Annotated in this window: 21 protein-coding genes; 12 read left to right on the top strand and 9 right to left on the bottom strand. The window is 60.0% G+C overall.

Going from position 1 to position 14,953, the window contains the following annotated elements; all coding sequences use genetic code 11:
- From BGIM_RS50815 to BGIM_RS63015, 3 genes are all read right to left on the bottom strand, one after another.
- The coding region (locus BGIM_RS50815) for an NAD(P)H-dependent flavin oxidoreductase (RefSeq protein WP_202947284.1) at positions 1 to 672 on the bottom strand (672 nt) is incomplete at its 3' end.
- Positions 673 to 758: 86 nt separating this feature from the next.
- Positions 759 to 1,214 carry a hypothetical protein gene (locus tag BGIM_RS0116710; RefSeq protein ID WP_020470883.1) on the bottom strand — a complete coding sequence of 152 codons (456 nt, stop codon included), beginning with the start codon at positions 1,212 to 1,214 and terminating at the stop codon, positions 759 to 761.
- A gap of 24 nt (positions 1,215 to 1,238) precedes the next feature.
- Entirely contained in the window at positions 1,239 to 2,501 is a 1,263-nt protein-coding gene (locus tag BGIM_RS63015) for a prolyl oligopeptidase family serine peptidase (RefSeq protein ID WP_020470882.1), read from the bottom strand.
- Between the two features lie 205 nt (positions 2,502 to 2,706).
- On the opposite strand from BGIM_RS63015, the gene BGIM_RS0116700 reads away from it, so the two are divergent.
- Positions 2,707 to 2,922: a hypothetical protein gene (locus BGIM_RS0116700; RefSeq protein WP_020470881.1), complete on the top strand. Its 216-nt coding sequence runs from the start codon at positions 2,707 to 2,709 to the stop codon at positions 2,920 to 2,922.
- Positions 2,923 to 3,147: 225 nt separating this feature from the next.
- A complete protein-coding gene (locus BGIM_RS65895; protein WP_020470879.1) occupies positions 3,148 to 4,416 on the top strand; it encodes a hypothetical protein in 1,269 nt (422 codons plus the stop codon).
- 302 nt (positions 4,417 to 4,718) lie between these two features.
- Here BGIM_RS65895 and BGIM_RS63010 read toward each other — a convergent pair whose 3' ends face one another.
- On the bottom strand, positions 4,719 to 4,994 hold the full coding sequence (locus BGIM_RS63010) for a hypothetical protein (RefSeq protein WP_157369157.1): 276 nt from the start codon (positions 4,992 to 4,994) through the stop codon (positions 4,719 to 4,721).
- A 198-nt stretch (positions 4,995 to 5,192) separates the two neighbouring features.
- Here BGIM_RS63010 and BGIM_RS0116675 point away from each other — a divergent pair, with 198 nt between their 5' ends.
- The 9 genes from BGIM_RS0116675 (at position 5,193) to BGIM_RS0116635 (ending at position 10,469) form a co-directional block, all read left to right on the top strand.
- Entirely contained in the window at positions 5,193 to 5,444 is a 252-nt protein-coding gene (locus BGIM_RS0116675; protein ID WP_020470876.1) for a hypothetical protein, read from the top strand.
- A gap of 47 nt (positions 5,445 to 5,491) precedes the next feature.
- The gene (locus BGIM_RS0116670; RefSeq protein WP_020470875.1) at positions 5,492 to 5,941 is read left to right on the top strand and encodes a hypothetical protein; all 450 of its coding nucleotides are present in this window, start codon (positions 5,492 to 5,494) and stop codon (positions 5,939 to 5,941) included.
- Between the two features lie 121 nt (positions 5,942 to 6,062).
- The gene (locus BGIM_RS0116665) at positions 6,063 to 6,542 is read left to right on the top strand and encodes a hypothetical protein (protein WP_020470874.1); all 480 of its coding nucleotides are present in this window, start codon (positions 6,063 to 6,065) and stop codon (positions 6,540 to 6,542) included.
- A gap of 373 nt (positions 6,543 to 6,915) precedes the next feature.
- Positions 6,916 to 7,869, top strand: a complete 954-nt coding sequence (lepB, locus tag BGIM_RS57640; protein ID WP_020470873.1) for a signal peptidase I — start codon at positions 6,916 to 6,918, stop codon at positions 7,867 to 7,869.
- Positions 7,870 to 7,974: 105 nt separating this feature from the next.
- Positions 7,975 to 8,370, top strand: coding sequence for a hypothetical protein (locus tag BGIM_RS50795; protein ID WP_020470872.1), 396 nt, complete (start codon positions 7,975 to 7,977; stop codon positions 8,368 to 8,370).
- 59 nt (positions 8,371 to 8,429) lie between these two features.
- Positions 8,430 to 8,822 (top strand): hypothetical protein, encoded by a 393-nt coding sequence (locus BGIM_RS0116650; protein WP_020470871.1) that lies wholly within the window; start codon positions 8,430 to 8,432, stop codon positions 8,820 to 8,822.
- Between the two features lie 32 nt (positions 8,823 to 8,854).
- Complete coding sequence (locus BGIM_RS60405) at positions 8,855 to 9,328, top strand: Imm26 family immunity protein (RefSeq protein WP_072022273.1); 474 nt, start codon at positions 8,855 to 8,857, stop codon at positions 9,326 to 9,328.
- 35 nt (positions 9,329 to 9,363) lie between these two features.
- On the top strand, positions 9,364 to 9,939 hold the full coding sequence (locus tag BGIM_RS0116640; RefSeq protein ID WP_020470869.1) for a hypothetical protein: 576 nt from the start codon (positions 9,364 to 9,366) through the stop codon (positions 9,937 to 9,939).
- A 77-nt stretch (positions 9,940 to 10,016) separates the two neighbouring features.
- Positions 10,017 to 10,469, top strand: coding sequence for a hypothetical protein (locus tag BGIM_RS0116635; protein WP_020470868.1), 453 nt, complete (start codon positions 10,017 to 10,019; stop codon positions 10,467 to 10,469).
- 470 nt (positions 10,470 to 10,939) lie between these two features.
- On the opposite strand, the gene BGIM_RS50790 is transcribed toward BGIM_RS0116635, so the two are convergent.
- The 5 genes from BGIM_RS50790 to BGIM_RS0116605 all read right to left on the bottom strand — a co-directional run bounded on the left by BGIM_RS50790 (position 10,940) and on the right by BGIM_RS0116605 (position 14,423).
- Complete coding sequence (locus BGIM_RS50790; RefSeq protein ID WP_040889380.1) at positions 10,940 to 11,380, bottom strand: DUF2752 domain-containing protein; 441 nt, start codon at positions 11,378 to 11,380, stop codon at positions 10,940 to 10,942.
- Between the two features lies 1 nt (position 11,381).
- Positions 11,382 to 11,639, bottom strand: a complete 258-nt coding sequence (locus tag BGIM_RS0116620) for a hypothetical protein (RefSeq protein WP_020470866.1) — start codon at positions 11,637 to 11,639, stop codon at positions 11,382 to 11,384.
- 259 nt (positions 11,640 to 11,898) lie between these two features.
- On the bottom strand, positions 11,899 to 12,543 hold the full coding sequence (locus tag BGIM_RS0116615; RefSeq protein ID WP_020470865.1) for a hypothetical protein: 645 nt from the start codon (positions 12,541 to 12,543) through the stop codon (positions 11,899 to 11,901).
- 471 nt (positions 12,544 to 13,014) lie between these two features.
- The gene (locus tag BGIM_RS0116610; protein ID WP_157369155.1) at positions 13,015 to 13,656 is read right to left on the bottom strand and encodes a hypothetical protein; all 642 of its coding nucleotides are present in this window, start codon (positions 13,654 to 13,656) and stop codon (positions 13,015 to 13,017) included.
- A 167-nt stretch (positions 13,657 to 13,823) separates the two neighbouring features.
- Positions 13,824 to 14,423 carry an acyl carrier protein phosphodiesterase gene (locus BGIM_RS0116605; protein ID WP_020470863.1) on the bottom strand — a complete coding sequence of 200 codons (600 nt, stop codon included), beginning with the start codon at positions 14,421 to 14,423 and terminating at the stop codon, positions 13,824 to 13,826.
- A 170-nt stretch (positions 14,424 to 14,593) separates the two neighbouring features.
- On the opposite strand from BGIM_RS0116605, the gene BGIM_RS65890 reads away from it, so the two are divergent.
- A partial coding sequence (locus BGIM_RS65890; protein WP_238537664.1) for a hypothetical protein occupies positions 14,594 to 14,953 on the top strand: 360 nt, incomplete at its 3' end.

Genomic DNA, 14,953 nt, shown 5'->3' with positions numbered 1-14,953 from the left:
GGCCGCGACGCCTCGGGCATCCGCGATACCGCCGGCGGCGATCACCGGAACCCGGACGGCCGCGACCACCTGCGGGACCAGCGCGAGCGTGCCGGTTTGGGTGTTGAGATCGTCCGAGAGAAAGTTCCCCCGGTGGCCCCCCGCCTCGGATCCTTGGGCGATGATGGCGTCTACCCCGCGCGTCTCCAGCCATTTCGCCTCGGCCACGGTGGTCGCCGTCGAGAGGATTTTGGCGCCGCATCGGCGCGCCCGTTTCAGCAATTCCGGCGACGGCAGGCCGAAATGGAAGCTGACGACCTCCGGCCGAATCTCGTCAAGAACGTCGGCCGCCTCGTGGCTGAAGGGGAGCCGGCCGGGACCGGCGGGGATCGTGTCCGGGTCGATGCCAAATTCGGCAAAATAAGGGGCGAGAGCCGCCCGCCAGACCGCCTCCCGCTCCGGGTCCGGCGCCGGCATCGTGTGGCAAAAAAAGTTCACGTTGACCGGCTTCGAGGTCTTCGCGCGAATGGCCCCCCACTGCTTGCGAATCCCCTCCGGCGCCAGCATGGCGCAGGGAAGCGACCCCAATCCCCCCGCCCCGGACACCGCCGCCGCCAACGCCCCATCCTGCACCCCCGCCATCGGCGCCTGAATGACCGGCAACGCCACGTTAAAGAGTTGTTGAAATGTCATGGAGAGATTCCTTTCAACAAGGAGTCATGCGCGATTAATTAATGGATGATTCAAGATAATGATCACGGAACCGGTTTAATGCTTTATCAGGCTTGGCCCACGAACAACAATACCTCACTGAAGCTGCCGAACTCGTCGAAATACCGATTGCGGATCACCACCTTGCCAAGCTGCCACGCCGCCTCCCCCTGACCACCATCGTCGCTTGTAAAGAGCGGCTCCCCGAACCGGTCAATCAATTCTCGCTGAGTCCATGCGAATTTGTCTTGAAAGGATTGGATGGCGGGCGAAGGCCATAGCGTCAAATGGAGGTATCGCAGCGCTTTCAGCGGCCAATATTTGCTCTCGAATGTCGTCCTGATTTGGCATGGAAGCCCTCCCAATATCCGGTCGTTCCAAGAAAACACGATGGCTCCGGGATCGTCCTCCTGACGGACCGTCTCGAAGTCTGGCGAAGTGTTGGCGCGAAGTTCGACGGGCGAGGCGCCCCATGCCAGGCGCGTCCCGCGAACCTCCAGCCACACCCCCTCCGCGACATCCATTGGCCAAGCCCTCCCGACCGATGATTATTTCCCGGCGAATGGCTTGTCGAGTTCTTCCTTGGTCAGCGTCAAATTGCAGGCGAGACCGGTGTCCTTCACGATCTTTTCGGCAATCAACCGGTTTGAGGAGCCCAGCACGTTAAAGTGGTTGGCCCCCTTGACCGCAAAGAATTGAACCTTGGGGTTCTTTGTGGTCTTTGCCATCGTCAACAGAGAACCGGCGTTGCCATCTTCCGTTCCCTCGATGACGAAAACCGGGTTCTTGATCGAATGCAACCAGAAAAGCGGCGACCGAAGTTGAAGTTCCTTCGGATCGCTCATCGAAAATGAAATGTCATGAAACCCATACATGAGCACATCATCGACCGGGCCGAACGAGAAGACGGCCCGAAACACGTCGGAGTATTCGGCCGTCAGAAGGGCCAGGGTGCCGCCGGTGCTGTGGCCGCCCAGATAGATGCGGTCCGGGTCCACATAAGGGATTTTTTTCAGATAGGCCGCCGCCGCCAGCACGTCGTCCACTTCCCCCAAGAATGATTCCTTGGGTCCGGGGTTGTCGTTCCCGCCCCGGAGCGAGGGAATCATGAGCACGATCCCGTTCTTGCGATAAGCGGACGCGGACTGGTCGGCGTCCCCGCCGTTCCGCCAACAGCCCGCGTCAATCGAATTACAATCGCCGCCGGTGATCCAGACAATCGCCGGATGCTTCTTTTGGTCTTTCGGATCGTTGCTCAAATACGCGGGCAGCTTGCCGGGCGCCGCCTCGTAACGGACGAGTTGAAACAGATCTTCCGGCGGTTTCGGCGCCGACTCTTTCCCGGCCTCTTTTGTCTTTTGCAAGTTGGACTTAAAATCTTTGCGCGCCCGGGCGAGGGAAATACTCGTGTCCGGCACGGCATTGCTCGTGCCCGGCGAGGCAAACCGGAACCCGCCCGAGCCTTCTCTTTCAGCATAATCGACCACAATGCCCACGGGCAGCATTTTGGCGCTCTTGCGATCAACGACCCACTGAATGCCCTGTGATTTGCCGGTGAAATCTTCTTTCGCATCCGTGACCGGGTCGAGGTCGAGACTGAGCGCCCCGGCGTCGGTGATGGAAACGCGAAGATACGTCGTCACCGGCTGGGCGGCCTTGACTTTGTTGACTCTGGCCGCTGCCGACTCGGTCAGCACAATCCGCTCCTCGGCGGCTTTCGCCTCGACTTTCGGATCGGCCCGCGACCGCTCCGCCGGAAACCCAGCGACGAGCATCGACACGGCGATGATCAAACAACGGTAACCATTCATCAATTGACTCCAGTCTCAAGAGGCCGAGCAGTTGCCTCCCGACAAAAGCCCCCGCGATCTGCGGCCGGGCCTTCGGGGCATCAACGTTAGGATAACGGCGGCATCCATCCAAACCAATCGTGTTTTGTCGTTGTGCCGGCCGGGGTTCCCAGCCATAATCATCCGGGGCTTGCCTGAATTCATGGGATCAACAGAGGGACGCGGCATGTTTCAAGTGATCGGGTTGATTATCGCGGTGTATGCGATGATCCGGATGATTCAAATTCCGATCGAGATGACGGCCGGCCGCGAGGATTGGCTGGGGATGCCGTTCAAAATCCGGTTCTTCATCATCGCGGGCGTCTCCGGCATGGGCCTGCTCGTTCTCGGCATCCTCACCATCTTGCTGCTGGTGACCGGCGCCTCAAGCAATCTGCGTTGAGAGAAAGCCGCCTCGTGCGGCAAACTTCTTGATTTGTCGTCAGGCCATCCCCGTCGAAAGTGCCGGCCTCCTGTTTTTTCCGGGATTTGAACACTTTTTTCGGGAAAATTGGCCCAAACATCAAATGGCTGTCCGGCCGGGGTTTCGGAATGGCATGGTCTTTTGTCGAAAAGCCGCAGGCAGGGGAACATTAGTTCGACCTCATACGACGAAAGCGGGCCTGGCATGTCGCTTCTATCCCAACTTTTTCGCGGTGATCCCAAACTGGAGGCGGCCGCCGTTTCCGATCCGGCCCACATCACGCCGGGGGCGAGCGGGGCGCATGTCCGCAAGATTCAGCAGGCTCTCGTGTTTGTGGACGGCGCCAAGCTCACCCCGGACGGCGCCTATGGGGCGGCGACGGCCGCCGCCGTGCTGGCGTACAAGCAAAAGCGAAAAATCATCAACCGCGCCTATCAGACCAGCGCCGACGACATCGTCGGCAAGATGACGATGACCGCGCTGGATTTGGAAGTCTTCGCGGCCGAGAACAAACCTCTCTTGCTCGCCCCGGTCCACCCGTTCCCGAAAATCATCCCCGCCCGGCAACAGCAGGGACCGGCGTTCAAGGTGACCTCTTCCAATCCGTTGAAGATCACCGATTTGAACCCGATCCCCGTTCCCCCGGCCGGCACGCCGGGACCGGGCCTGCCGACGCAGGAAGTCATCATCGCGCAAGGGGGCATCGGCACCATCCGCATCGTCGGCGGCAAGGGGGGCAACGTGGTCCGCTCCCAACTGATCCATTTTTACGGGCAGTCAAAGAACAGTTTCCAAGTGGCCAAAATGAGGGGCGCGAAGACGCCGGACAAAAACTTTGAAGAGATGGACATTCAAGGCGACGACATCACCGTGACCTTCGACGCCCTTTTTTGCGGCGAGACATTCTTTCAAGCAAGGGTATCCCCGCCGCAACCGCCGCAGAAACTGTCGGGCGTCATGCGGCTGCTTTCGCTGGTTGACAAGGTGACGGTGTTAAGCCTGCCGCCGGGCGACTATTCGCCAGACCCAAGGTTCAAAACCGGCCTCGTCTCCAAGGAAGGCACCCCGCTGAACCCGAAGCCGGGCCGCAAGATCAACCTCTTCGGCGAGGGGGAGTCGGCCGGCTTCGAGGATTATTCGAGCGACATTGATTTTTGCAGCCACACCTTCTCCAACGGCAACGCCCCCGCCGGCGTCACCATCGGGAACCGCCCCTGGACGAACGACCCGCGCAAGCCGCCGGGAATCCCCGACAAATCCGTCAACAACATCTCCTGCCGGGGAAGCCCCATTTTCCCGGTGACGATCAACGAAATCCTCCGGATCGGCGCCAGCGGATGCCGTGTCACCTACGGGGAAGCCATCGGCCGCACCCAATGCGACAAACTCCGCGCCGGCCTGACAACCGCCCGCCTGATCGACGAAGGCGTCTGGGGCAAATCAGGCTTCGCCGTGGTGTTTGAACTCGCCTGACAAATGATGGCCGGGGGGAAAGGCCGCCTCATCCGGTCAACGGCCATGCGCCATCAGGAGGCGGCGTCGATCACGGCTTACAGCCGTTCGACGCCTTATTTTCTAATGATCCTCACCGTCAGCCGATCACCCGGTTCTGCGAATTGATGACATGAACCAAAGGACGCGATCCGCGAGATTTCCGGAATCCGCACCAGAAGTTTTTGCTCTTCGTGACGGCAGAAAATGCCGAACACGGCAACTTTCTCAGCCACCACTTCAACAATTTGGCCGGTGACAAGCATCGTATAAAGTCACTTTGATCATGAAGACGCCGAACGGCTCTGCTGACCGGGAGAATCCGCAGCAGTCCCCCGGCGTCTTGCCTCGGACTCGGCTTCAACCTCCGCATAGTCCAGAACCGGGCGAAGCGGCGCGAGTGAGTACAATGCAAACTCGGCGGCAAATGCCTCCGCCGACTCGCCTGCCGGAAACACCGGCTCGGCGGTGTAGCCTGTGATCCGACCATCATCATCGTAAATCACTTCGTGGATGGCGTGTTCCCCGTCCCTGACCATGACGCGATAGTTCCAAGACATGTCTCCTCCCTTGCAGACTCGGGAACGCGCCGACCCCAAGCTGTGTTCGACCGCAACCAGTTCGCCCAATCGTACCATGAAGTTTGTGGTCTGTCTGCCGCACGGCCAGGGAGACTTCTTGCCGCCGATCAGGTAAATTCCAATGATCCTCATGGGCCATTGGCCCGTTTGGCCCCTCTATTGACAAGGAGAATCGCAATGGGCCTGCTCAGTTTTCTGTTCGGCCGAAACGGCGGGGACCGGGACGGTTCTTCGCCGGAGAAAGCCATCATCGCCAACAGCATCGGCGAGGAATACGACTGGATTCGCCGACACTGCCCCGGCTTTCGGCCGGGAATCCAGGCGTTGTCGGAGATTGCGGGCAAACATTATGACGTTCACACCCTGCGAAACAACCGGGGCGAGGAACGAACCGTCTACTTTGACATTTCCCGGTTTTATGGCCGTTGAATCAAACGAAAAGCCGTCACACTAATGATGAGCGGAGGCATCGGCTGATGAATTGGAAGAAGACCATCGCAAGGCTTCCCCTTGTCATTGCGTGCATTGCCGGCCTGTCGTTCTGCGGATTTTTTTGCTTGTTCGTGGCCGCTTCCGGCGGCAGCGATCGTGGCTCGCCGCAGTTGGCGGCCGAGTGGCGGGCCGCCCTTTTGGCGGCGGCCGGACCAGACGAGGCGGCGGCTCTCGACCGGGACGTGGTTGTCCTCCGGTTTGCGAACGGCGAGTGGGCTTTCGGGAAATCCCAAAGCAGCCACGGCATGTGGCTCCGCGGCGGCGGGACGATGGTGATCCGGGACAGCAAGGGGCAGGTCCGGGCTTTCTTCGGGCATGTATGCGGCCCTCGATATTTAGAGTGGGCGCATGGGTACTTCTTGCCGTCTCTGGATGCCTTTTACGAAAAAACCTTGGAGCAAGGGATGGTCGAACACATTTTCCCCGGCGACTGAACCCAACCTGTCTGGCCGCATTACCCAACCGGCGATGAATGGTTTCACCGGGATACTGTTGCACTCATCCTGCCGACGAGTTACGGTGAATGGTGGGGCGTGCCATTCGGGAGGGGTTCCGATGGATGAAATCCGCAAGACATTGGCGACGACTCTTCGGTCGCTGATTGGCGCAAGCTGCGAGCGGTCGCTGGCGGCGAATTCAATCAAGATTCGGCTCGGTTGCGAGCAAGACTCCAACGGCCGGGCTTACTTTTGGATCGACCCGCCGTGGCGGCTGACGCGGGACGACAAGCTCATCACCGGCAGCGCCGACTGGCCGGAGTGGGACGGCGTCGAGGACATGGAAGCCAACCAGCCGCTGTGGGATGAATGGAGCGCGCTGTTCAACCCGCTCAACCGCACCGCCCTTTTTGGCGTGGGCATCGGCTCCCTGTTTCCCGACCTGCGGCTCGACTTTGAGAGCGGGCATCGCATCGAAACTTTCGGCAACACCAACGACGGCTACTGGTGGTATTTCCGGGACCGCGTCACCGGTGAAGTCTTCGAGGCCGGCGCCTCGGGCATCGACCACGCCTATGCGAAACTCGCGGAAGTTTGAGTTGGCATCTTGGCTTTGGCGAGCCGAGCAGCGTGAGCTGCCGGGTGGCTTGCGGTGGTCAAACCACTTTCCCTTTACTCAGCCAGACTCAAACCCGTGGTGGAAAGCACCATCCCGCCGGAAGCCACCCGGCAGCTCACGCTGCTCGGCTCGCCAATACCAAGACCATCTTGGAAACCGCAACAAATCATCACACCAAAACCGGCGGTCAGGCGTGGATCACACCGAACAAGTCGGGTCGGCCTTTTCTGAATGTTTTCACAGAGAAACCCGTCCGCTTTTGAATGGCTACCCACGTAAGACGAAGAAGTTCATGAACAGTCCGGCAAATCGGCCGGTGGTTCCATTGCCTCCCTGATGGCAACCAAAATTCATGAACACACTTCTACTCGTTACATTGTTGGCGATGGCCGGGCTGGCCATCCAAGCGGTCAGCCTTCGGCTGGCAATTCGTTCCCGTCGGCTGGAGCGAGAAGGCCTCTTTCGGCCGACCATTCTCGTCGGGATTCGGTTCCTTGCAACCATCGGAGTTTGGGCCGGGTTGGCGGCCTTTGATGATGAGGCCATCCGGATCGCGGGGTTGGCGGCGGCCATCCTCGTCGCCGATGTGGCTGTCATGTTTCCGTTGCTCCGGTTTGCCCTTGGCATTCCCTTTCGCGATGTCCGAAGAATTTGGGTGATGCAGTTCGCGGGCAGTCTGGTTGCCTGGGTGGTGGTGTTTGGAATCGCCTCTGTTTGTCTGGGCGTGGCTGAGATTCCGAACAGTTCGATGTCCCCGAATATCCGGGGGTTTCATGTGGTCGAGACTCTTCCGGGCGGCCATCATCTTGTGATCGCGGCCAACACCCCCGGTGATGAATCGGCCATCCCGCCGGGAAAGCCGTCCGGCTCTCTTGTGGCCGAGACTTACGAGTACACGGAGCGGCCCCGGCCCACCCGGCAGGCCGACGTGTTTTTGTGGAACAAAACCATCAAGCCGCAACGATGGGACGCGGTGGTGTTCTCGCACGCGAACCGGCCGGAAGACAAATTCGTCAAGCGGCTGGTCGGGCTGCCGGGAGAGCAAATCGAGATCCGGGAGGGCATGGTTTGGGTTGACGGCCAGCAACTGGAACCCCCCGCCAAATTGGGGCCAATTCGATACCTTCCGGGGCTGGATTCCCCGCAAGAACAATGGGTCTTGGGGCCAGACGAGTGCTTCCTGCTCGGAGACAACACGGAACATTGCGCTGATTCCCGCTATTTTGGCCCGGTTCGATTGAACGAGGTCCGGGGAGTGGTAACCGCCATTTACTGGCCCCCGGCCCGGTGGCGGGAGAACCCTTGACACGATGATGGAAGCCCGCACTTTGTAAAATACCAGCAACGGCCGGCTCGCGAATCATTTGACAAAGGATCTCGGTCGTGGCATCCGATGGCGAAAGAGGGCGAGATGAAGAAATCGCTGAACATTCTCGACGACATCCGCATCTCCAGCCCGTGTCCGGTTGAGTGGGCGGGCATGGCGGGGGACAACCGCGTTCGCCATTGTTCACAATGCGATCAGGCGGTCTACGACCTCTCCGCCCTGACGACGGCCGAGGCGACCGAATTGATTTCCCTTCCGCAGCAAGTCTGCGTGCGGCTGTACCGCCGGTCGGACGGCACGGTCATCACCCGCGATTGCCCCGCCGGTCGCATGCGAAGAACACGGCAAGCGGTTCGACGGGTGGCCCTGGTGTTGGCCTCATGGTTCGGCCTCGCCTGGGTGGCGGGGTGCACACAAGGCAAGATCCAATGTCCGGCAAAACAGCCACCGCCAGAAGAGAGCAAGGCCGCGCCGAAGTGAACGAGACTTCCGGGGCAACATGGCCATTGATTTAGCCTTCGCCAATGAGGGAACACATCATGTCCGCAAGACGCTGCCTGTTGGCGGCACTTCTGGCCATTCTCATGGCGGGTTGTCGTCAGCCGGACCCGTCGATGGAACTGCCGGGCTATGAACTCGTCATCCCGGACGACGTGCCTTTGCACTATGTGTTCCAAGATAAAGACCGCCAGCGGTACGACAGGAACGGGCACGAGGACTACGCAGGAACACACCGGCAAGGATGGTCGGACTGTTGGATGCGTTATCAAAAGGGCAAACTCGACCCGGCGGACGAGACGGCCGAGCCGATTGCCATGTCCGAACCGGCTTTGCCTGAACGGGGGCGTCGGGACGGTTTTCAAGCGTGCCGTCGCTGGCTGCTGATGGAGCGTCGCAAACACGACGGGCCAAACACCTTGCCTGAACGATGAAAGAGATTGCCTGACAACAGAGGCACATGACCATGAAACGCCAGCGGTGGACACGGGGAGCGGTGGTTGTCATTCCGCTGGGGGATGGCTTTCACGCCTACGGGCAAATGCTGGACACCCCGGAGTATGCTTTCTTTGACAGCCGGACGACGGACGAATGGCCGGCAGAGAAAGCGGCCGCCCGGCCGGTCCTGTTTCGATTGTGGGTCATGGGCCACGCGCATTCCAAAGGGCGTTGGGCAAAGATCGGCGACGCCCCCGTTTCGGCGGCGTTGCAGTCGCCGGTTCGACGATTTAACCAAGACGCGCTGAGGCCGCAAGACATTCGGCTGACCTATGACGGATGCGACGGCCCGCTCGGGACGCTGGCGGATTGCGAAGGGCTGGAATGTGCCGCCGTCTGGGATCCGGAGCATGTCGAAGACCGCCTTCGCGCCCACTACGCGGGCATCCCCTGCCAATGGACATTATCCCTGCGGCCCAAGCCGGTCCCGCCGAAAGAATAGCGGCTGGTTCAATCACATCCGATGGAATGCGGCCAATGGACGGCAGAGCGGAATCATCCAACACAGAGGGCACGATCATGGGAATCGGGGACTGGGTGCGGAAGGCATTCGACGGCCGGGGGCCGGAGATGGTTCCGTTTCTGGACGTGGCGAACGGGCGGGTCGTCCGCATCCCGGCGTCGGAATTGCGGCCCAACGCCATCCAGGTGAAGTTGCAATCGACCGGCGAACTGGTTTGGGCGCTGCCCGAGCAGTTGCAATTGGGCGAGGTCAAACACCCGGAGTTCGACGAGGGTGTCCGGGAGTACGTCCGGCGAATCCAGACGGCGTTTGCCGAGCATCGCCCGATCTCCTTCGAGGAATGGGAAGAGGGATTTCGCCGCGACGCCAACCCGGAACGGGAGATCGCCATCTGGTCGCACGCGGCGGGCATCTACACGGCTCTCACGGTCGGCGAACCGGCCGCCGACCGTCGGCGGGATGTGTATCGCTGTCTGGTGACGTGCATGAACACTGGCCCGGACACCGTCTGGCAGGTTCTCCGGCCCGAGGCGCTCAAGCGGGCCGAGGCCGAGCAGGTGGTCAACCGGTTCTACGGCAAGAAAGCCTGATCGCCCGGAGGGGGAAGAGACCATTGGATGCGTTACAAAGGATTGAGTGACAGCCAAAAGCAAGAAGGAGAAACACCATGCCCGTTTCCGAAGCCTTTGCCGAGAGCAACCGCCAGCAGACAGAACGCCTCCGCTCGCTGGCCCGGCGGCTGACGCCGGAGATGCTGGCCATTCGGCTGCCGCACGGCTGGACGGTCGCCGTCTCGCTGGCCCATGTCGCCTTTTGGGACCGCCAGCGACTGTGCCTGATGCGCCGCTGGGCGTCGGGCAACCTCTGCAACGGCGGCTACGACGGCGAGTTGTTCAACGAAGTGTTGCTCCCTTTTTTGGAGATGATCCCCCCGGAACGGACGCCGGCAATGGCGGTCGAAACGGCCGAGGAAGTGGACGCATTTCTCCTCGCCGTCCCCGATGAAGTCGTGCAAATGGCCCTCTCCCGCCCCGACCGCCCCAACCTCGACCGAGGCTCCCACCGCGAACACCACTTGGACCGAATCGAACAAGCCCTGAAGACCGCCGGGTTGGGCTGAGCGACAAGATGGCTCCGGGCTTTTAAACAAGCACGACTTTTGTGGCTTAATGCAAAATCAGCAGGCATTTGCAAATGAATTCAAGAGCCCCACTGCGTCAGCGGCGGGGGTGCTTTCAGAGGGTGACGGCCACCCCCACCGCTGACGCAGTGGGGCTCTTGAATTCATTTGCAAATGCGGATGAACGGCTGGAGGGGTTTTGCCCCTCCGTAAATAGGTGGGTGCCGTGGCCGAAACTAGGCCAATTCCGCGATGCGGCTCCGACCGCCGGCGCCTCCTCGCAAGAGATCGTCAAACGCACTTCGGCCGTGTGGCCGTGACGCCCGGAGGGATTTTCAGCCAAAAAGAGGGTTTGCCAGACGGAATCGTCTTGGTGCGGCGCCAAACTCCCCGAGTCGTTGCGAGACGGATCATTCGAGGAAATGAACCCGTTGGAAATCAATCCTTGAGAGGGCGCGTCCCTGCGGAGTTCAAGTCATCCACCGGCCGACCAGCCCCAACACCCAGTTGCCAAGCAGCAACCCGATGATGATCCGGCCGGTCCAGCGGCCCGTGGCCTCGCCGACGAACTGCCGTCTTGGCCAGCGCAGGGCGCAAAGCCGGTAGGGCACCTGAACGGCCGCGAGGGCCATCAACAACCAACCCAGACGATGGCATTGCAATGATTCCCGCCAACTGCCGTGCGCCAAGTGGACGAAACTACGGGTCAGCCCGCAGCCGGGACAGTCAACGCCGAACATCGCCTGGGAGGCGCACGTGGGCGGCAGGACGATTTCCGGCAGACCTCGCGCGCTCACCCGGCCAAGTGGTTGCACTTCCAACAGAGGGGCGGCGACCAGCGCGACAAGCGACAACACCAGCACTTCCCAGTGCCTTCGTCGTCGCCGGGCGAGCCGACCCTTCGCCGTCATCTCAACGACCGCCTTGCATGCCGGCCTCAAGGGCAAAACGGATCACATTCCAGATGATGGCAAACAGCAAGGACACGCCAATCATCATGCCGGCGTTTGGTTTCCCTTGGATCAGCCGCACAATCCCGACAATGCAACCAATCCCCGAGCAGAAGATGCACAGGAGCCAGTCAACCGTGGTCAGGCCCGTCGAGTCGTCTTGGGAGGGGCGTCGTCGACCGCGTTGGTCATCGTAATCATCGTACTCATCGTTCTTCATGTCATCTCTCAAGAATATGAGGGGTTATTCGTTGAAAAATACCGCGTAATGGTGGCTTATGGAAGCCCCCGGCGGGAGCGGCCGTTTTCGGGTTTCACAAGAAATCCCGGCGATGTCAGGTGTGATTATGACTCGGATTCCTCGCGGTTCAAGAGCGTTTTGTCTGTCTTCGTCATCAATTCATCAACGAGCCGATGGCCCGCTCGTTGCCATCCGGCCGCTCTTTCTTTTCAAGCCCGAGAACCCGGTCGGCGGTTTTTCATGGCAACACCGGGGAACGATTGTCCAAAAGGGATTGGAACACCCATTCAATCGAATCCGACACCGTGCCCAAGGGGACGACGGAACCGGAGATCGTGATCCAGCCGCCGAAGTCCGGCGAGATCGCGATGAGCATGTCTCCGTTGAACTCGCCCCAGGCGATGGCCCGCGACAGGTCCATCCGCAGGCTATCTTGGATGCTGTCGCTGCGTTCGTCCAGCACAGGGAACGGCGGATGCAACGTGCCGGTCTGCCCAAAGCCGTTCCAGTCTAAATATCCGATCAGGGTGAAGAATTCGCCGACAGGCCCCGGAGGCCATTCTTTGCCCGAGGGGGGGCCGATCTCGGCCGAGTGCATGACGGCCGACCGCCATGCAAACCCGGCTCGCGTTTCCTTTGATTGCTTGTGGCGGTGCAACGACAGCCGCCAATCCCCTCCGGCCACCATCCGGCGAAGCCATTCGGCCATCGCAGGGACAGGCGCCGATTCGGCCATTCGCAAAAAGTATCCCGGCACATCGGCAAAGATCCAACGGATGTCTGATGTGATTAACGCCGCGTGCGAAGCCGGCACACGTTTCAGCGAATCGCCCGGAAAAACATTAACCGTGCGGCCACCCGTCTCGTTCTCACGCACTTCCATTTTTCTAAATCCCTCAATGACCAACCGGCCCGGCTACGGTCCCGAGTTTTGAAGTTGCGCTTTTTTGAGGCTCGGGTTTTGAAGGTTGTTTTTGGCGAGCCGAGCAGCGTAAGCTGCCGGGTGGCTTCCGGTGGTCGAACTACTTCCCCTTTACTCAGCCTGATTCAAACCCGTAGCTGATGCGACTTCCCTGCCGGAAGCCACCCGGCAGCTTACGCTGCTCGGCTCGCCAAAAACAACCTTCAAAACCCAAAAGACGCAACTTCAAAAGTCCCAAGCGGGGATTTGCACACCCATTCGCGGATCGACATGACGAACCACGTTCGCCATCAGGCGGTGACGGCGGCCAATATCTCGGCGGCCCGGCTGTTGGGCTGCGATAGGTGCCCGCCGTCCTTGGAGAGGCAGACCTTGGAGCCGGGGATGTCGCTCGCAATGTTCCGGAGAACAGCATTGAGATTGGTCGGCGCGTCACTTCTTCTCACCACGGACAAAACCCGCCACCTGTCGGCAGACGCCTTCGTATTTTCCGTAGTTGGCATGAAGGAACGTCAGCAAATCTTCCAGGGTCTGGTTTTGACCGGGAGAATCGGTCACAAAGAATTCCACGCAAATTGCTCCGGACGGTGTTTTGAAGTATCTGCGTTCAAAAACATATGTGGTGACGCCCTTGCCTTTGTAACACTCCACTGTCCGAGGCACTTGGATGCCGCCGGTGACCGTCACAAGGTCGCGCGGGTCGTACTTCCCGTCATCGCCGGGCCGGACATGATCGGCCATTTCTTTGTCGGTCGCCGACTTTAGAGAGATTCTGATCCGGAATCCTTGCCGGTCTTGAGCGATCTCGCGGATCACCGGCCAGTTTTGGGCATCGATGTCCCACCCCTCCGGGACGGCTTTGAATCGAAGCCCCTGTTCTTCGTCTGTCTTGAGAAATACAAATGTTTCGTCGGGTTTGGTTCCTGGCGATTGAATGAATTCTTGAACCGCAGCATCGATGACTTTTGGGCTGGCGTCCCAAAGTTTTGGGTTCGGCCGCGTCTGATACGGAATGGCGCAAGCGATGATCGCTGTTGTGAACACGCCGATGATGAACTTCCCCGCGACGCGCATCGGCTCCTCCCAGACGGCTTGAAGCGACCCGGCAGGCATCGGACAAGAGAATATCTGTCTGATTCGGCCATGCGAGTCCGGGGCGGGAGATTAACCGGGAGACGACCGCTTGTCAAAGCCAACACGAATCGCCCGGTTTGCCGAAGCTCGCATCGCATCATCCTCCGTTATGTTGCTTCTGAAAGACGGCCCACATGTGCTTGGAGTTGGGGAAAGAACTCCGCGAAGTCCGCCCGCAGTCCGTCAAAATGGGCCAATAATTCGGACACTGCTTTCTCCAACGCAAAGTCCCGACCGACGCGCGCCGACAGTCTTGCGGAGACCCGGCGCAGGGCCGTTTCGATTCCCGCCGGGTGGCGGTACGATCCCAGCCAGTCTTCGGCGATCATCGCCTCCACGGCCGGCCGGAGTTGTTCGGGAAGCGCTGTCGGGCGGCTTTGGATGTCCGCGTACAAGGAGGCCGTGAACGCCTCCAACGGCTCGGCCGAATATCGGTCCCAATCAAGCGCCAGGAAGTGGTCGTAGAAGATATCCACGAGAACGCCCCGGACGTGCGGATAATCCCCTTCGATTCTGGCCCGGCTTCGATGCACCGCCGGGTGGCCGTCCGTGAAGGAATCAATCGCCTGATGCCGTTTCACGCCCCGCAAAAAAGCCTCGCTCATGCGGGCGCGATCCTTCCCCTTGACGAGATCCGCGAGCAGGTTGCCAAGCCGGAACTCCGTGTCGGGCTCGGATAGAAAGGCGTGCGCCAGCCAGTTCATCATGTCTCCCGACGCTGTTGTGTACCCTGCCGACGCCCGGCCGCCAAAGCCCCCTACGGACATGTTAAATGATACACCCAAGCTCCCTGATCTCGCTTCCAACTCGCGTCCGTCGTCGCCGAACAAGCGCTGTTTGCTCGCAAGTCTCGCCCGAATCGAAAGTGGGCCAACAGATGCCGGATTGGCCGAAAAGCGGCTGGATTATGCCAAAATCATGTGGGCGCCTGGGTGTAATTCCCGAGGAATTTGAATGGGTGGTGTTCAAAAAACGGCCGAAAAATGACCACTTTTGGGCGTCAAACGGCCGAAAACAGCCAAAAAATGACCGAAAAACGACTGCCGAAGGCCTTTTTGAACACCTTTTTTTCGGTTTTTCGACGAAATATTCGGTTCAAAATCGCCTGAAACTGGCAAATTGGGGTCGTTTGTTACATGGCTTGTTGAAGGGCGGGAAAGGACGAAGCATCAAGGCTCCGCGAGGTGGCGATCAGGCAGCGCCAATTGATGTTCCGGCAACCGGGGCTGAAAATGCC

The sequence above is a fragment of the Zavarzinella formosa DSM 19928 genome (assembly GCF_000255705.1).
GTDB lineage: Bacteria > Planctomycetota > Planctomycetia > Gemmatales > Gemmataceae > Zavarzinella > Zavarzinella formosa.
This window is presented reverse-complemented; position numbering and strand designations above follow the sequence as displayed.